Raw genomic sequence first — 16,260 nt, forward strand, 5'->3', positions numbered from 1 at the left:
TTCCCGTCCCGGGCACGCCGTTCGGCCGGGAGCGGAAGGTCACGCTATTCGGCGAGCCGCCCGGTGTCTTGAACGAATGCGAACAGCTGCGCGGGCGTCAGCCGCGACATCGCCCTGATCTCTCGGCTGAGATGCGGCTGGTCGGCGAAACCGCAGCTCAGGGCCGCGTCCAGGGTGGCTGACGGGCGGCGCCAACTGTCCACGGCCCGCTGGAAGCGGGCGATCCGGGCGACGGTCTTGGGTGACAAGCCCACCACTCTGCGGAACCCGAGCTCGACGTACCGCCTGCTGACACCGAGCTCGGCGGCGAGGCCCGCGATCGTGCGCGGACAGTCCGGGGCCTGCAGCCGCCACCAGGCGCGCATGATCAGGTAGTCGCGTCCCGGGCCGGGGCGCAGCCACGCCGTCAGACGCTCCCACAGCAGGGCGAAGCGCTCATCCCAGCTCGCTGACTCGCCCAGCCGCCCCGCCAGCTCCTCGGCCCGGACGCCGAGGAGGTCAGCGAGCGGCACGGTCGCCCCGGCCACCTCCCGGACCGGCGCGCCCGTCAGCGCGGACATCCCGGCGGGGGTAAGCCCGACCGCCATCCCGTGACGCCACGGCGTGCGGACCGCGAACGTCGCGGTGGCGCGCGGGCCGGTGACGATCGGGCTCATGCCGGTGAAGTCGACGATCAAGGTGGCCGCGTTGAGCGGCAGCATCCGCGCGTCCTCCGCCGTCCGCGTCCGGAACCCCGCCGCCCCCAGCGCGTACGGGCGCAGGTGCGGCGGCGACCGCCGCACGATCATCTCGTACGGCTCAGCCTGCCCCAGCGCGGGCACCGAGTGGATCATGCCGTGGCCAGCAGGAGCATGGTGCGTGCCTGAGCCAGACCAGCCATAGATAACGCGTCAGACACGTGCTGAATCCTCCATGTGCCTACCATGCCTGACACTCCAACAACACCGAAGATAACGGCAAGCGGTGCACAACTGATCCAGCAGCACACCGGTGCGCTCGAAACGGCCCCTGAGCGGCAACCAATCGGTCGGTGGCGGCAGCGGGCTGACGCCAGCGGACCTACCGCCGTCCAGCGGTCCAGTACAGGTGAGCCGCTCTCTGCAGATAGAGAGCAACTCTCGTGAGACGGGGCACCAAGGACGGCGGGGGGCGAGTGAAGTAACACGCTAAACAGCGGCATACCGGACAGAAAGTCAGTTATGTAGGGTTTCAGGCGCCGGACCGGATGCCCTCCCCCATCCACAGCCGAGCCCGTGAAGCAGCTCATGCCCAGACCGGCGCGAGCAGAGCCCGCGCCAGGTCGAGTCCGGCGAGCGCGCGGAAGGAGGCCGTACGGCCCGCCGCGCCGGGGGCGAGCACACCGAGCAGGACGTACGGCAGCGACTCGGCGACCGCGGCCAGCCCCATCGTGACCGCGCCGGACCGCTCCCACGCCAGTCACATGACCGCCAGGGCGTGCAGGCGATCCCCGAGCAGGCTCAGCGTCTGCGCCGCCCACAGCGCCGCGACCCGCCGATCGGCGAGCAATCGGATGTACCCCACGCCCCGGTCCCTGGTGTTCTTCGCGGCTCCTCGTGCTGTCCGTGCCCAGCCAACCGCAGGGGAAGATCGGCCGCCGGGAATCGGGACACGCGGGGGACATTCCAGCGGAATACCGGGTCAGGGGCACGCCGCCTGGCGGGCCAGGCGATCCGCCAGGCGTGCGGCCGCTTGGCGCGAGCGGACGATGTGGACCTCGGCGTGGCCGGCGTGCTCGGCGAGCAGGGCCCGCACGCGCGGGGCCATGTCCCGCCGGTATCGCCACACGTACGCCAGGAACTCCCACGTGATCCGCTCGTACACGCCCGCCTGGTGGTGCTGCCCGCCGCGGTAGCGCCGGCGTCGCTGGACGATCCCCCGCAGGCAGGTGAGGGCCGGAAGGTCGAGGAAGATCACGTGGGTGGCGCGGCGCAGCCGGATCGGCATGCTGCTCGCGTAGTTCCCGTCCATCACCCAGGCGTCCGCGGCGGCCAGGGTCTCCTGCGCCGCGGCGAACTCCTCCGGGCTGCTGGGGCGCCACCGGTCGTCGTAGTAGAGGGTGTCGAGATGCGTGATGGGGACGCCGAGCGCGCCGGCGATCCGGCGTGCGATCGTCGTCTTCCCGCTCCCCCCGCAGCCGATGATCGCCACCCGCCACATCCGCTTCACGCCACCGCTGGCGGCGGCTGGCGGGCAGGGCGCGGCACCGGGTTCGACCTCCGCCCCGGCGCGATGACATGCGTCCCCGGCCCGTGGCTCCGCCGGGTCTGGGCTGCTCACTGCGGCGGTGGGGTCGCTCACGCGGTCAGCGTAGTGGGCTCCACTTGATGACGCCCATGAACTCCGCCCGCGTCTCCTCGGGGAAGGTCAGCGGGGCGGCATCGGGGTTCTTGCTGTCCCGCACGTACTGGGCCGTCAGGCGGTTCGCTGCGTGGCGGGCTCCTCAGATCGGGGTCACGACGGGGACGCTCCGGCCGCCGCCAGTCGCTCCCGCAGCTCCGCGACCGGTGCTTGCGCCTGGTACGGGCGGCTCTCCCGTTCCAGGTCACGCAGACGTCCGGCAACCCGCGCCGAGTCCAGCCCGCCGGCCAGCCGCAGCGCCTGATCCGCCGCAGCACAGGCGCCATCGAGGTCCCCGGCCGCGAACCACCCGCGGGCCAGGCCGATCCAGTCGAACACGCGCGAGCGGATCCGTTCCTCCGCCCGCAGCTCGGCCGCGGTGCGCAGCAGTTCCACGGCCGGCCCGAGATGGGCGCGGTCTCCCGTGGAGCGGGCCAGGAAGAGCCGGACCTCGCCGACCGTGCTGGACAGCTCCGCCTGATCCAGGTACGCCGCGTACGGCGGCACCGTCCCCGCGCCGGGGTCGAATTCGCCGAGCGCGCGGGCCAGGGCCTCCAGCGTGTCGCGTTCCTGCCCCAGCATTGCCGCGAACCTGCCGGCCAGGGCGTGCAAGCCCGCGCGGACGACGGGGACGCGCTCCCGGCGCACCCCGTACAGGGCGAGGTCGATGCATTCGCGGGCCGTGTCCGGGTCGCCCCGGTACCCGTAGACGCGGGCCAGGCACTGCAGGAGGTGCGCGCCCAGGGGCCGGTCGCCGCCCAGCCGGGCGGCGTGCACGGCCAGCCCGAGATACTCCACCGCGCGGGGGTAGCAGCCTGCGTCGTGGGCCATCCACCCGGCGACCCCGGCCAGGTCGCCGAGCGCCCGGAACAGCTCGGCGCCGACCCGGTCGGTGTAGATGCCGTCGCGGGCCACGGCGACGACATCGGCGAGCTGCCCGGCGACCGCCAGCCGCGACGCCCCGCCGCCCTGCCGGTTGTCCAGCGCCCGGAACACGTCGGTGACCTGCTCGATCCGGCGGACGTCGCTGGAGCCGATCCGCCGCCCGCCCTCGCGGCGCGTGGGGAGCGGGGCGGGCGCGTCGATCGCCCACGTCTGCAGGTGGGCCAGCAGCTCGCCGGCGGCCACCTCCGTCTCCCCGGAAGTGGCACCGCGCAGGTCGGCGTCGATGAGCCGTCCCAGGGCGGCCGCCGTCGGCTCGGCCCCCCACCCGGCGGCGGTGAGCGGCGTCACCACCCCGTCCTCCCAGCCGAGGTCGGCCGGTGACAGGCGGCGGCCCACCCGGTCCGAGAGCAGGTCGGCGACCAGCTCCGGGACGGGAGGGCGGGGCCGTTCCCCGTCGCGGAGCCAGTGCCCCACCCGGCTCCCGTCCGGGCGCACCTGCGGGTGGCCGCGCTGTCCGGCCAGGTCGGCGACCTCCGCCGCGAGGGCGTAGGCCGTGTAGCCTGCGGCGTCCATCCAGTGCCGTAACAGATCGTTGGGGCCACGGCTGTCGCCCATGATCGTCTCCTCGGCTGGTGACGGTCCACGCCTTGACCGTAACCCCGGAGGGGTGCGGGCGTCTGCCCGGCGCGGCCGCGCGCCTGGGAATCGCCCGCCCGCGCGCCCGGATCCCGCCGGGCAAGCGCCGCTACCGCGCCGTCTTGGCCGCGCCCGGGGGCCGGGGTGTGCTGGGGGGACCAACCCCGGATCAAGGGAGACCCTGATGCTGACCACTCTGCCGCGAACCGTCCCGGCCAGCGACCCGTACGCCCTCGACGTGCACATCGTGCCCGGCCCGGTGGCGGGCACGCCCGGGCGGGCCTGCGACACCAGCGACAACTGCCCGCCGACGTGCGCGTCGTCCTGCGCCAGCGCGTCGAGCTGACTCCAGGCCGCAGAGCTGCGGCGTCCCCCCGGGTGGAGGGTGCTGTGCACCCCGGCCCCCGGGGGGCCCGCCGTGGGAGAAGGGACGGATCGGCTGTGCGTGTGTTCGAACCCGCCACGTGGGGCCTGGTGCGCGCCGCCGTCGCGCCACGCGACCGGGCGCCCCTGCCGTGGCCCGACCCCGGCGACGTGGACGCCTGCCGGGCCTGGCTCGACCGGGTGTGGACCGGCTGGCCCGGCCTGGCCGACGCGATCGCCGTCGCCTCACCGGCATTGACCGCCCGCGTCGCCGCGGTGCTCGCCGGGCCGCAACCCGGCCGGGACGTCACGCGGGCCACGGCGGCGGTCGGCGGGTACGTCCTGCGCGCGCTCGCCCGGCCGACCCCGTTCGGGTTGTTCGCCGGCGTCGCCCCGGCCCGCCTCGGCGGGCCCGGTGCCGAGGTGCGCTGGGGCGGCGCGCACCAGGCCCTCGCCCAGCCCGACACCCTGTGGTTGGACGAGCTCATCACCGGGTTGGAAGCCTGCCCCGCCCTCCTCGATCGTCTCGACGTCGTCGTCACGTCCCTGGCCCTACGGCGCGGCGACCGGGTGGAGATTCCCCGGGGGGTGGACCGGCTGTCCCTGCGCTGCGGCCCGGCGGTCGAGGCGGTGCTGGCGGCCGCGGCCGCCCCCATCGCGGTGCCGGTGCTGGCCGGGCACGTCGCCGCCGCCTGCGGGGGCGATCGGGGTCGGGCCCGGGAGCTGGTCGCCCGGCTCGTCGGGCACCGTCTCCTGGTGACGAGCCTGCGCGCCCCCGGGACCGTGACCGACCCGCTGTCGTACCTCCTGGACCGCCTGGCCCTGGCCGGCGCGGACGCGCTGCCCGAGACCGGCCCGGCCCTGGCGCAGCTCCGGCGGATCCACGATGCCCTGGCTCGCCAGCACGAGCAGCCCGCGCGGTCCGGCGCGCGGTGGCGGGCCGATCTGACCGAGGTCATGCGGGGCCTGGTCCCGGACCGGCGCATCACCCTCGCGGTGAACCTGCGCCTGGACGCCGAGGTGACCCTGCCCGGCAGCGTGGGGGGCGACCTCGCGCAGGCGGCCGAGGTCCTGCTGCGACTGACCCGTCTGCCCGGCGGCCTGCCCGCCTGGCGCGACTACCACGCGGCCTTCGCCGAGCGGTACGGCGTGCACACCCTCGTGCCGCTGCTCGACCTCGTGGATCCAGCCACGGGGCTGGGCTGGCCGCACGGCTACCCGGGCAGCCGGTTCGCCGAGCCCGCCCCGGCCGGCGTCACCGGCCTCGACCAGGCGCTGCTCGCGCTGGCCTGGGAAACCCTCACCGGCCAGACCGGGGAGATCACGCTGACGCCTGCGCTGCTCGACCGGATCGCCGCCGCGCCCGCGCCGCTGAGGGCGCCGCCGCACGTGGAAATGTCGGCCACCATCCTGGCCGCCACCCCGCAGGCGCTCGCGGCCGGTGACTACCGGGTCCTGGTCCGGCCCGCCCGCGCCGCCGGCACGCTCACCGGCCGGTTCACCGAGGTGGCCGGTGAGCGTGCCGGGGCCTGCCTGGGCCCGCTCTACCGGTCGCTGCCCACGGCCTCGGCCGGGGCGCTCGCCGCGCAGCTCACGTTCCCCCCGCTGTTCCCCCACAGCGAGAACGTGAGCCGCGTCCCGGCGTACCTGCCGCATCTCATCCCCCTGGGTGAGCATCGGGCCCCGGAAGACAAGGGCGTCATTGCGGTCGAGGACCTGGCGGTGTTCGCCGCCGCCGACCGGCTCCATCTGGTCAGCCTCTCCCGCCGGCGAATCGTCGAACCGCAGGTGTTCCACGCGCTCGCGCTCGACAAGCAGCCCCCGCCTCTGGCCCGGTTCCTCGCGCATCTCCCCCGCGCCTTCCTGCCCGGCTGGCACGAGTTCGACTGGGGGCCGGCGGCGGAAGCGCTGCCGCGGCTTCCCCGCGTACGCCACGGCCGGGCGGTGCTGTCCCCGGCCCGCTGGACCCTCACGGCCGCCGACCTCCCCCCGGACGGCGACGCGTGGGAGACGCGACTCGCCGGCTGGCGCGCCCGCTGGGACTGCCCGCCCCTCGTGGAACTCCGCGCCCCGGGCCGGAACCTGCTCCTCGACCTGGACCAGCCCCTCCACACCCGCATCCTCCGCCGCCACCTGGCCGGGCATGACCGCGCGGTGCTCACCGAAACCGCCGCCCCGGCCGAGTACGGCTGGCTCGGCCGCCATGCCCACGTGGTCGCCGTCCCCCTGACCGCCGCCACTCCCCCGGCCGAGGCGGCCGACCCGGCGACGATGCCGACCTGGCCGGGCCGCGCCGGGCACCTGCCCGGGGCGGGCCAGTGGCTCTACGCGAAGATCTTCGCCCCGCCCGAGCAGCACACCCACCTGCTCACCGCGCACCTGCCGTGGCTCCTCGCCCGGCTCGACCCCGGCACCGCCTGGTGGTGGGTCCGCTACCGGTCCCGCCACGAGGACGACCACCTGCGGCTGCGCCTGTCCACCCCCACCCCCGCCCAGCACGCCGCCTACCTCCGCGCCGTGGGCGCCTGGGCCGCCCGGCTCCGGGATCAGGGCCTGGCGAGCCGCCTGACCCTGGACACCTACTATCCCGAGCTCGGCCGCTACCACGCGCTCGCGCAGGCCGAGGCGCTGTTCGCGGCCGACTCCGCGCTCCTGCTGCCCGTGCTCTCCCATCTCGGCGCGGCCGGCGTGGACGCGGCGGCCTGGACCGCGTGCAGCATGCTCGACCTCGCCGCGGGCCTGTGCGGCGGGCTGGAGGAGGCCGCGCGGTGGATGGCCACCCGGCCCGCCCCCGCCGGCCCCACCCCCGGCCGGGACGTCGCCGCCCAGGCGCACGGCCTGCTGGGCCCGGGCACCGCCCTCGACCTCACCGGCTGGCCCCCGCCCATCCCCCGCGACCTGGCCGCGCGGGCGGATGCCGCCGCCGCCTACCGGGCCGCCCTGCCCCCCGGCCAGGCCCTCGGCCCCATCCTGGACTCGATCCTGCACATGCACCACAACCGGGCGCTGGGCATCAACCCCGACTCCGAGCGCGGCTGCCGCCGCCTGGCCCGGCAACTCGCCCTGTCCGTCCTCGCGCGCGCGGCCGCCCCATGACCGCCCCCGCCTACGCTTTCGCCGGCGCCGCCGGGGACGCGCTGCTGGCCATCGAACAGGCCCGCCGCGGCCTGGCCGGATGGGACGACGCCCACCAGAGGATCACCGCCGCCACCCGGGACGGGCTGCCCGGCGACCCGTGCGGCCTGTTCCGCGGCCCACCCGCCATCGCCTACCTCCTGCGGCTCGCCGCCCGCCCCGGCTACGCGGCCGCGCTCGCCCGGCTCGATGCGCACATTACCCAGATCACCCAGGCCCGTCTCGCCCAGGCACACGCGCGTCTGGCCGCCGGCCGAGCCCCCACGCTGCGCGAGTACGACCTGATCAGCGGCCTGACCGGGCTCGGCGCCTACCTCCGCGTCCACGGCGGCCAGCCCGCCCTGCTGGCGCAGATCCTGGACTACCTCGTCCGCCTCACCCGCCCCCTCCCCGGGACCGCCGGGGCACGGCCCGGCTGGTGGACCAGGAACGGGCCCGCCGACCGGCCCGACCCCGCCTACCCCGACGGCCATGCCAATCTCGGCATGGCGCACGGCATCGCCGGCCCCCTCGCACTACTGTCACTGACCGTGACAGACCAGGGCCCCGTCCCCGGGCAGCGTGCGGCGATCCAGCGCATCTGCGCCTGGCTCGACAAGCAGCAGCACGGCCCCGCGGAACGGCCCTGGTGGCCCGGCATCGTCACCCCCGGCCCCCGCCCTGGCCCGGCCGGGCCGCAGCGGCCGAGCTGGTGCTACGGCACCCCCGGCATCGCCCGCGCCCTCCAGCTCGCCGGCACGGCCCTCGCCGACCAGGTACGGCAAGCCCGGGCCGAGCACGCCCTCGCCGCCTGCCTGGCCGACGCCGGGCAGCGTGCCCAGCTCGCCGACGCCTCGCTGTGCCACGGCTGGGCCGGAACCGTGCTCACCGCGTGGCGGGCCGCCACGAACGCCCGCACCCCGGCGCTGGCCCGCCACCTGCCCCGCCTCCACGCCCGCCTCCACCGCGGCGCGGTCCCCGCCGGCGAGGGCCTGCTGGAAGGCGCGGCCGGGGTCCGCCTCGCCGCGCTGACCGTCATCACCGGCGATCCCGTCCCGGCCCCGCCGTGGGACGCCTGCCTGCTCCTGACCTGACCAACGACCCAGGGATGCCCGTATGAACACCGCCACCAGCCCCGCCCCCACCCCCGAGGCGCTGCGCGCCGCCATGGTCGATCAGATCACCGCGGCCCGCCACCTCGCCCCGGCCGTCGAGCAGGCGATGCGCCATGTGCCCCGCCACGCCTTCGTCCCCGGCGCACCGCTGAGCCAGGCGTACGGTGAGCAGGCGGTGATCACCAAGCGGGCCGCGACCGGGGAGCCGCTGAGCTGCGCCAGCCTGCCGGCGCTGGTGGCCACGATGCTCGACCAGCTCGACGTGCGGCCTGGCATGCGCGTCCTGGAGATCGGCGCCGGCACCGGCTACAACGCCGCCCTCCTCGCCCACATCGCCGGCCCCACCGGGGAGGTCACCACGGTGGACATCGACCCGGAGGTGACGGCGGGTGCTCGCCACGCCCTGGACCTGACCGGCTACGGGCGGGTGCGGGTGGCGACCCGGGACGGGGTACTCGGCGACCCCGGGCACGCCCCCTACGACCGGCTCATCGTCACCGTCGGCGCCTGGGACCTGCCGCCCGCCTGGTGGGAGCAGCTCTCCCCCGGCGGCCGCGCCGTGGTGCCGCTGCGCTGGCGCGGCCAGACCCGCAGCATCGCCTTCGACGCCCAGCCCGGCTCCTGGGAGGCCGACACGATCGAGCTGTGCGGCTTCGTCCCCATGATCGGGCAGGAGGGGGAGCACGCCGCCTCGATCGACGCGCACGACCGAGTCCTCCTGCACTGGGACATCGACCAGCGCATCGACCCCGCCGCCCTGACCGGCGTCCTCGACCAGCCCCGGACCGAGGTCGCCTCCGGGGTGCGCGTCGCCGGCGAGGAGTCGTTCGACGGCGTGTGGCTGCGGATGACCGCTACCGAGCCGGGCACCTGCCGCATCGAGGCGCTCCCCGCCGCCGTCGACTCCGGCCTCGCACGGCCCGCCATCCCCTCCCGCAGCCCCGCCCTCGCCGAGGGCGCGTCCCTGGCGTACATGACCCTGACCCGCCACGACCACGACTGGGAACTCGGCGCGGCCGGGCACGGCCCCGCCGGGCCCGACCTCGCCGACCGCCTGTGCCACCAGATCCGGGAATGGGGACGTGCCCGGAACGCTCGCCCGCAGGTCCGCGCCCACCCCGCCGGCGCCCCCCTCGGCGAGTTCCCCACCGGGATGGTGATCCCGAAGCAGCACTCCCGGCTGCACCTGAGCATCTGACCCGCACCAGCCCGAACTCCTCGGAGGAGACAGGAGCCCGATGATCCTGGCCCGATCCGGCTGAGGGCGGCGCTGTGACCACGGACAGCCAGGCGGGGGCGGGGCGGGTGCGGGTCCTGCTGGCCGCGCATGCCGGGCGTGCCGGTGCGCCGCTGCGCACGCCCGCGTTCGCCCGGTACGTCGCCGCCGGGTTGCTGAGCTCCGCCGGGACGGCGATGGCGACCGGCGCGGTCGCCTACGCCGTTCTGGAGGCTGGCGGCGGGGCTGCGGGTGTCGCGGTCGTCTACCTGGGGCAGATGCTGGCCACGCTGGTCATGCTGCCGCTCGGCGGGGTGTGGGCGGACCGTCTGCCGCGGGTGCGCCTCATCGTGGTCGTGGAGCTGTGCATCGGGCTGCTCGTCGCCGGGCAGGCCGGGCTGGTCGCGGCGGGTCATGCCCGGCCGGGACAGCTCGCGCTCATCGCCGCGGCGGTGAGCATCGCCAGTGCGCTCGGCGACCCGGCCCGGTTCGGGCTCGTGGCCGGCATCGTCGCTCCCGAGCACCTCCCGCAGGCGAACGCGCTACTGAAGACCGGGCACTATGGGGTGCTGATGGCGGGCCCGGCACTGGGCGGGTGGCTCGTGGCCGCCGCCGGCCCGGCCTGGGGAATCGGCGCGAACGCCGCCAGCTTCATCCTGTCCGCGCTCCTCCTGTCCGGGGTCACCGCCCCGGCGCGCACTCCCGCGGTTCGCCGTTTCGCCGCGGATCTGGCCCAGGGGTGGCGGTTGGTCACCGGAGCCCCGTGGATCTGGGCCAGCGTCGCCGGCAGCGGGGTGATGGTCGCCTGCTGGCACCTGGCGTACGGCATCGTCGGGCTCACCTACGTGCAGACGCACCTGGGCGGCCCGGCCGCCTGGGGAGTGGTCGCCGCAAGCCTTGGCATCGGGATGGTCGCCGGGTCACTGGTGTCGCTGGTGTGGACGCCGCGCCGGGCCGGCTACGCGCACTGCTTCGCCATCGTCCCAATGGCGCTCCCGGGCCTCAGCATGGCCGCCGGCGCGCCCCTTGCGGTGATCGCCGCCGCGGTCGTGGCCGCCGCCGCCGGCCTGGCCATCGCCGCCGTCACCTGGCGCAGCCTCGTGCAGCAGCGCGTCCCGGCGGACCAGCAGGGCCGCGTCTCGGCCTGGGTGACCCTCGGGGAACTCGTCCTGGCCCCGCCCGCGTACCTGCTCGTCGGCCCGGCCGTGGCCGCCCTGGGGCTCCGGGGGACACTGCTGGTGTGCGGGGTGGGCATCCTCGCCGCCGCGATCGCGCCGCTGGCGCACCGCGACGTCCGCGCCCTCACACTGCTCCCGCCGGCGCCGTACGGCGGGGAGGAGGACCCCGGATGACGCCCGCCGATGGGGGCGGTTCATGGCACACGCCAGAATTCCGGCGGAATGTGGCCCGGCGGGTGAGAGGGAGGCGGGGGCAGCCGTGCGGCCGCCCCCGGCGAAAGGCTACGCCTCGTCGGCGAGCTGGATGGCCGACGCGCGCGCCCCCGGCTGGCTCCGCCGGGATGCGACTCCCCGGGTCACGCGCTCCAGCCGGGCGAGGATGACCTGAACGAGCGTCTCCCGGCTCAGCGATGGTCACGCCAGCGGTTGTGCCATATGCCGCCGTGTCCCCCGGGGCCTCGTCACCAGGCGATGGTGAAGCGGCCAGCGGGCCGATCGACGCGGTAGCCGGCCGGGAGTTGATCGTCGGGGGTGAGGGCCGGGTGGATGGTGATGACGGGCGTGGTAGGGCGAACGGTGTCCCATTCGCCGAGCAAGGCAGCGGTGTGCTCGGCGAGGACGTCGGCACCGGGACCGTGGGCGATCAGGCCCAGTTCCTGGCCTCCACTGGGGTGGGGGCGCAGTGCCAGGTAGGCGAGGGCGCCGCCGTCGTACAGGGCCGCGCCGGACCAGCGCAGCGCCGTGGCGGCCAGGCCCTGCTCGCGCGCGGCGGGGCTCACGGACAGGCGGGCGAACGGGACGGGGGCGGTGGTGACGAGCCACAGGTCGAGATGCTGGACGGGGTCGCGGTCGCCGATGACGATCCCGGTCCAGCGCTCGCGGGCCGGGGAGGTGAGCGCCCGGGTCAGGGCCGTCTCGTTTGGGGCGTCGGCGGTGTCGAGGGTGAGGGTCACACCGTGGGCGAGGTCCACGGTGCGGCTGGCGGCTGCGGCGAGGCCGCGCATGGGGACGAACCCGCAGACTTCGGCGGAGACGGAGATCATGTGCCCGGGGCCGGGCCGCTCGAAGGCCAGGCTGCGGGTCAGGCCGGAGCCGTGCAGCCGCAGCGGGACGACGAGGCGGCCGCCGATGGCGAGCTGATCCCACCACGCGGCGGGGATGTCCCAGGCCCCGGCGGTGACGAGGATCCGGTCGAACGGGGCGCGCTGCGGAGCGCCGAGGGCGCCGTCCCCGCACACCACCTCCACCTGGGGGTAGCCCGCCGCGGCCAGGTGCGTCCGGGCGCCGTCGGCCAGGTCATGGTCGATCTCGATACTGGTGACCTGCCCGGACGCGCCGGCCAGCTCGGCCAGCAGCGCGGCGTTGAACCCGGTCGCCGTCCCGATCTCCAGCACCCGGGCCCCGGGCTGGACGTCGCTCTGCTCCAGCATCGCGGCGACGATGTCGGGCGAGGACGCCGAGGAGAGGGCGGTCCCGTCGGGGGCGCGTTTGGTGATGACGGGACGGCGCGCGTAGGCGACCTCCAGCTCCACGTCCGGGACGAACACATGCCGTGGAACGGCGCGGAGCGCCTCCTCGACGCGGCGGCTGCGGAGGCGGCCGAGGGCGCGAATCCGCTCGATCAAGGCGTCGGCGAGCTGGCCGCGAACTCGGGCGCTCGCGGGAGTGCGGTCGCTCACCGTGGTCAGCGTAGTGGGCGGCTGCTCACCGCGAGGTGCGCTCCAGCCACACGAGGGTCCCCTGCGTGAGCGCCTCCAGGGCGACGCGTTGGGCGGACGCGGTGACCAGCCCGGCGAGGGACGTCTCGATCCACGGCTGCACGTTGCGACGTCCCTGCTCCTCGTACTCGCGGGCCTGCAGCAGGCAGTCCAGCCGATCGGCGTCGCGCGCGCACCGCGCCTCCGGGGTCTCCCCCGCCTCGTACTCCGCCACCGCCCTGGTGATCATTTCGCGGACGGGTGGGGGCAGCCGCCGTGTCTGGTCCGCGCTGACCGTCTCGGCGGGGACGGGTGTCACGGGCGCGGCCGTGTACGCCCCGCTGGCGCCCGAGACCCCCCTGCGGCCAGCAGGTGGGCGGGAATCGGAACGGTCTCGTTCGCCATGATGAACTCCCAGGTCGTGGTGCTGCGACCACGGTAGAATCGAACACGCGAACGATTCACGGCAGCCCCGAGGGTCTCCGCGCGGCCGCCACCGGGGCACCAGGAAAGCATTACAAAACGGCGGAACTTCGCCCTACCCTTGATCACCATGACGACCAGCACCGGCCCCGCGCGATCTGGCAGTGGGAGCGACCCCGTCTTCGCCGACGATGACGCCACCCGCGAGCGGGCCAGGCGCCAGGCTGCCCGCCTCCTGAACGCCGCCGACGAGATCGGCGCCCCAGGGGAGGTGACCGTCAGTGCCGAGCACGATGTCTTCCCCCTGCTGTACTGCTGGTGGCGGTTCGTCAACCAGAGCACCCGCCTGGTCCTGCAGGCGGACGCGGCCGGCTACGACGCCGAGATCGTGCCCCTCGTCCGCGCGATCATCGAGCACACCTTCCGCATCCTGTGGCTGGCCGACGTCAGGGCCGAGGGCCTGCCCCCTCTGCAGGCACACGACCATGATCAGCGGAGCAAGCTCCTGGCCGACCTGCACAGCGCCAACTGGCCGCAGGCCCGGTCTGTCGTCCTGGACCCTCCACCGGCCGAATCGTCCGACCCCAACGAGCGGGCCCGGTACCTGCGCTTGAAGGGGGAGATCGGCAACGTCCGCAACCTGATGCGGGCATGGGACATGGACGATATGTACATCGTCTACCGTCACCTGTCCGCGGTCACGCACGCGGGCGTGCCCTCTGCCGACCGGTATGCCGCCCCCGGCCCGAACGGCACATTCATGCTGCGCAACACCTCCCGCGGCACCGGCCATGCGGACGTGATCTGGAGCACGATCTGCCTTATCCAAGCCGGCCACGTCATCAGCCCTCTGATCAGCGGCGATCCGCTACGTGCGGTCCTGGAGGAGGCGGCGCGCGATCTGGGAGTGGGCTCTCCCGAGGCCGTGACGCCGCTGACGCCCCTGCCGCATTCCGCCGGAATCCGCCACGCCCCCGCCATCGTGCCCACCGGCCCCGCCGGCATGCATGCCGGGGCGGCACGCCCCGGTCGCGGGGTTCGGCTACTCGTCCAGCTCGGCCACTTCGACCACGATCAAGGTGCGGCCGCCGACGGTGCGCACGGCGTCGCGCCACAGCGTGGCGGAGGTGGTCAGGATCGGCCGCCGCTGGATGAGGGCCAGTTCCAGGGCCTGCACGTCCCACCAGGTGTCCAGCGCGTCCCCGACGGCGGACTTGGCCGCAGCCAGCTCGGCCGCGTCGTCGAACGCCAGAATCCCGCCCAGCCAGGCCGTGTCCAGACGGCACACGCCCCGGACGACCGCCATCATCTCCGGGTGACCGTCCACGTCCACGGCTGCGGCGGTGACCGCCAGCAGGGGCACGGTCATCGGCACCTGGGCCGCGTCCAGCGCCTGCACCAGGGCGATGATGTCGGCGTCTCCGCGGGCGATCTCGCACAGCAGCGCGGCGTCCAGGACATACCCGGGCTCGGCGGCGGCGGGATCAGCCGGCACCGAGCAGCCGCTTGGCCTTGGCGGCGCGGCGCGCGGCCCGCTCGGCCACGCCCGGGGTGGCGGCGGCGCGCGCGGCGGCCGCGGCGAAGGCCGCGTCCCCCTGCCGGTCGAGCTCCATCTGCCGTGTGGCCGCGGCGTTGAACCAGGCCGAGACCGAGCGGGCCTGCCCGGCCTGCACCTGCTGCCGGGCGTACTCGGCGACCGCCGGATCCACCGTGATCGTGATCGGCTGCACGTTGCTCATATATCCATCGTAGGAGCAGGAGAGACACTCTGCCATCCTGTGCGACCGCTGCCTGTCAAATCCGCACCCTCGACGGTGGAAACACGGAGCTGACGCAGCGCGCGCTCGCGGCGTTGTCCGGGCTCGCGCAGAAAACGGTCGGCCGCGTCATGGCTGGCGAGGTGTACTGCGACCTAGCCACGCTCGCCCGCCTGGAGACGGCACTCCAGGCCGAGCTGTACCCCGCAGGGTGGTTTCGCCGAGAACGGTTGCCGGTCGCGGAGTAGCGCCCGATACTGGGTGCGCTTCCCAGACTCGCGTCGGGATGGCCCGTTGGCAGGGGCGAGGAACCATCTGCGCAATGTGTACTCCCCACCCGCGTGGGGGTTCACCGTGACCGCCGCACTCCCGACGATCAACCGGAACGATTCGATCGATCTCCTACCGCCACCAGCCTGCCACTTTCACCTGGGCCAGGGCTGAGCGATCGAGAGCGTCCTCGACGCCGACGGCCAACGCGAGCAACGTTGCGACGTCGCCCTTGTCCAGCGCCTGATGGGCCGCTCGCCGTTCGCTCACATCCGGGTAGACGGCCAGCGAGATCGCATCGCCCTGACGCTGCTTCTGCTCGAGATAGGCCACAGCGCGCCAGGAGTCGGCGACGCCTGGCGCGAAGCGGAACGCCGCGCGATGTTCCGGCACCGAGCGCCATCGGCACTCCAGGTAGGCGGCCGGCTCGGTTGGCGCCACGCGCCATCCCGCATCCAACGCGCCTGGCGTGGAACGGTTCGGCCGCGCCTCACCATCCGCGACCAGCAGCATGAGCACCAAGCCCGGAAGAGCAACGACATCGAAGTCCGGAGCCAAGTCCAGAGCAGACGTCACAGCCCGGACGCTACGCCACTGGGTCGGCGAACTCCGCGAATGGATCGACGCGGCCAAGCTGGCCCCCGGACGTGGCTGCGCACCAACGCCGGCTTCCACGTCCAGGTCGTCGCCGTCAAGAAGTGGACTGCGACCCAGCGCGTCCACAACCCGACCGTCGAGGACCTGCACACGTACTATGTGCTGGCGGGGGCCACTCCGGTCCTCGTGCACAATTCCACTCCGTGTGGTCCCGATCTGGATGCTCTTTCGCAGAGTGAGATGCGTCCGGCTAAGGGAAATACGACTCATGCGGGACGCGAATATCAGAAGCATATGAACCGTGGGGATCTTCCCGTGGTTCCAGGGAAGCAGTTGAAGTCTGCGAGTCAGGACCTGTTGGACGACATTCTGACCAACCCGAAAACTGTTACATCTCCTGTAAATTCCGGAAACTTCGCTAGCGGGACGCGGTATATCATGCCGGACCCGGCTGGTGGGCGCGGGATCGAGGCAACCTTCGATGCCAATGGCCAGTTCCAGTACTTTGGGCGGTATTAGAAATGTTGGTAATCAACCCGTGGGATGCTCTGGCCCGTAGCGGTGCTGGGCTCGCTGAACTCCGGGAGGCTGTCTCGGGCGAGGCTGTGAGAACGGTTCGCTACGTGGCGCCGCGGGGGGAGGGCTGGCCCG

16 protein-coding genes and 1 pseudogene are annotated in these 16,260 nt (G+C 74.3%); 6 read left to right on the forward strand and 11 right to left on the reverse strand.

Features of this window, described 5'->3' with window-relative positions:
• Positions 1 to 44: 44 nt before the first annotated feature.
• From D5H75_RS33115 to D5H75_RS33130, 5 genes are all read right to left on the reverse strand, one after another.
• Positions 45 to 821 carry a helix-turn-helix transcriptional regulator gene (locus D5H75_RS33115; protein WP_119930525.1) on the reverse strand — a complete coding sequence of 259 codons (777 nt, stop codon included), beginning with the start codon at positions 819 to 821 and terminating at the stop codon, positions 45 to 47.
• Positions 822 to 1,263: 442 nt separating this feature from the next.
• Complete coding sequence (locus tag D5H75_RS42175; protein ID WP_202638733.1) at positions 1,264 to 1,407, reverse strand: hypothetical protein; 144 nt, start codon at positions 1,405 to 1,407, stop codon at positions 1,264 to 1,266.
• A 252-nt stretch (positions 1,408 to 1,659) separates the two neighbouring features.
• A complete protein-coding gene (locus D5H75_RS33120; RefSeq protein ID WP_119930526.1) occupies positions 1,660 to 2,178 on the reverse strand; it encodes a P-loop NTPase family protein in 519 nt (172 codons plus the stop codon).
• 145 nt (positions 2,179 to 2,323) lie between these two features.
• Positions 2,324 to 2,422 carry a DUF397 domain-containing protein gene (locus D5H75_RS33125; protein WP_202638734.1) on the reverse strand — a complete coding sequence of 33 codons (99 nt, stop codon included), beginning with the start codon at positions 2,420 to 2,422 and terminating at the stop codon, positions 2,324 to 2,326.
• A gap of 50 nt (positions 2,423 to 2,472) precedes the next feature.
• Positions 2,473 to 3,858 (reverse strand): NsdA family TPR-like regulatory protein, encoded by a 1,386-nt coding sequence (locus tag D5H75_RS33130; RefSeq protein WP_119930528.1) that lies wholly within the window; start codon positions 3,856 to 3,858, stop codon positions 2,473 to 2,475.
• A 205-nt stretch (positions 3,859 to 4,063) separates the two neighbouring features.
• Between D5H75_RS33130 and fxlA the strand changes: the two genes are divergently transcribed.
• The 5 genes from fxlA (at position 4,064) to D5H75_RS33150 (ending at position 11,039) form a co-directional block, all read left to right on the forward strand.
• Positions 4,064 to 4,225, forward strand: a complete 162-nt coding sequence (gene fxlA, locus D5H75_RS42180; protein ID WP_202638735.1) for an FxLD family lanthipeptide — start codon at positions 4,064 to 4,066, stop codon at positions 4,223 to 4,225.
• A gap of 95 nt (positions 4,226 to 4,320) precedes the next feature.
• A complete protein-coding gene (locus D5H75_RS33135; protein WP_202638736.1) occupies positions 4,321 to 7,338 on the forward strand; it encodes a lantibiotic dehydratase in 3,018 nt (1,005 codons plus the stop codon).
• A complete protein-coding gene (locus D5H75_RS33140) occupies positions 7,335 to 8,450 on the forward strand; it encodes a lanthionine synthetase C family protein (protein ID WP_119930530.1) in 1,116 nt (371 codons plus the stop codon). The genes D5H75_RS33135 and D5H75_RS33140 overlap by 4 nt, the downstream gene beginning before the upstream one ends.
• Positions 8,451 to 8,472: 22 nt before the next feature.
• Complete coding sequence (gene fxlM / locus D5H75_RS33145) at positions 8,473 to 9,669, forward strand: methyltransferase, FxLD system (RefSeq protein ID WP_119930531.1); 1,197 nt, start codon at positions 8,473 to 8,475, stop codon at positions 9,667 to 9,669.
• 74 nt (positions 9,670 to 9,743) lie between these two features.
• Positions 9,744 to 11,039, forward strand: a complete 1,296-nt coding sequence (locus tag D5H75_RS33150) for an MFS transporter (RefSeq protein ID WP_119930532.1) — start codon at positions 9,744 to 9,746, stop codon at positions 11,037 to 11,039.
• Between the two features lie 287 nt (positions 11,040 to 11,326).
• Here the strand turns inward: D5H75_RS33150 and fxlM (D5H75_RS33155) are convergent, their stop codons facing one another.
• The 3 genes from fxlM (D5H75_RS33155) to D5H75_RS33165 all read right to left on the reverse strand — a co-directional run bounded on the left by fxlM (D5H75_RS33155) (position 11,327) and on the right by D5H75_RS33165 (position 13,505).
• Positions 11,327 to 12,544, reverse strand: coding sequence for a methyltransferase, FxLD system (gene fxlM / locus D5H75_RS33155; protein ID WP_119930533.1), 1,218 nt, complete (start codon positions 12,542 to 12,544; stop codon positions 11,327 to 11,329).
• Between the two features lie 25 nt (positions 12,545 to 12,569).
• Entirely contained in the window at positions 12,570 to 12,881 is a 312-nt protein-coding gene (locus tag D5H75_RS33160) for an HD domain-containing protein (protein WP_202638737.1), read from the reverse strand.
• Positions 12,882 to 13,100: 219 nt separating this feature from the next.
• Entirely contained in the window at positions 13,101 to 13,505 is a 405-nt protein-coding gene (locus D5H75_RS33165) for a hypothetical protein (RefSeq protein WP_119930535.1), read from the reverse strand.
• Between D5H75_RS33165 and D5H75_RS44685 the strand changes: the two are divergent.
• Positions 13,395 to 13,661: pseudogene (locus tag D5H75_RS44685) on the forward strand (hypothetical protein); the annotation flags it as partial. The gene D5H75_RS33165 and the pseudogene D5H75_RS44685 overlap by 111 nt on opposite strands.
• 366 nt (positions 13,662 to 14,027) lie before the next feature.
• On the opposite strand, the gene D5H75_RS33170 reads toward D5H75_RS44685, so the two are convergent.
• The 3 genes from D5H75_RS33170 to D5H75_RS33180 form a co-directional block, all read right to left on the reverse strand.
• Positions 14,028 to 14,480 (reverse strand): hypothetical protein, encoded by a 453-nt coding sequence (locus tag D5H75_RS33170; protein ID WP_119930536.1) that lies wholly within the window; start codon positions 14,478 to 14,480, stop codon positions 14,028 to 14,030.
• Positions 14,470 to 14,724, reverse strand: a complete 255-nt coding sequence (locus D5H75_RS33175) for a hypothetical protein (protein ID WP_119930537.1) — start codon at positions 14,722 to 14,724, stop codon at positions 14,470 to 14,472. Before D5H75_RS33175 ends, D5H75_RS33170 begins: the two co-directional genes overlap by 11 nt.
• Positions 14,725 to 15,144: 420 nt before the next feature.
• Positions 15,145 to 15,588 carry a hypothetical protein gene (locus D5H75_RS33180; protein ID WP_202638738.1) on the reverse strand — a complete coding sequence of 148 codons (444 nt, stop codon included), beginning with the start codon at positions 15,586 to 15,588 and terminating at the stop codon, positions 15,145 to 15,147.
• Positions 15,589 to 16,260 lie beyond the last annotated feature (672 nt).

The organism is Bailinhaonella thermotolerans, assembly GCF_003594875.1.
In the GTDB taxonomy this organism is placed as follows: Bacteria; Actinomycetota; Actinomycetes; order Streptosporangiales; family Streptosporangiaceae; genus Bailinhaonella; species Bailinhaonella thermotolerans.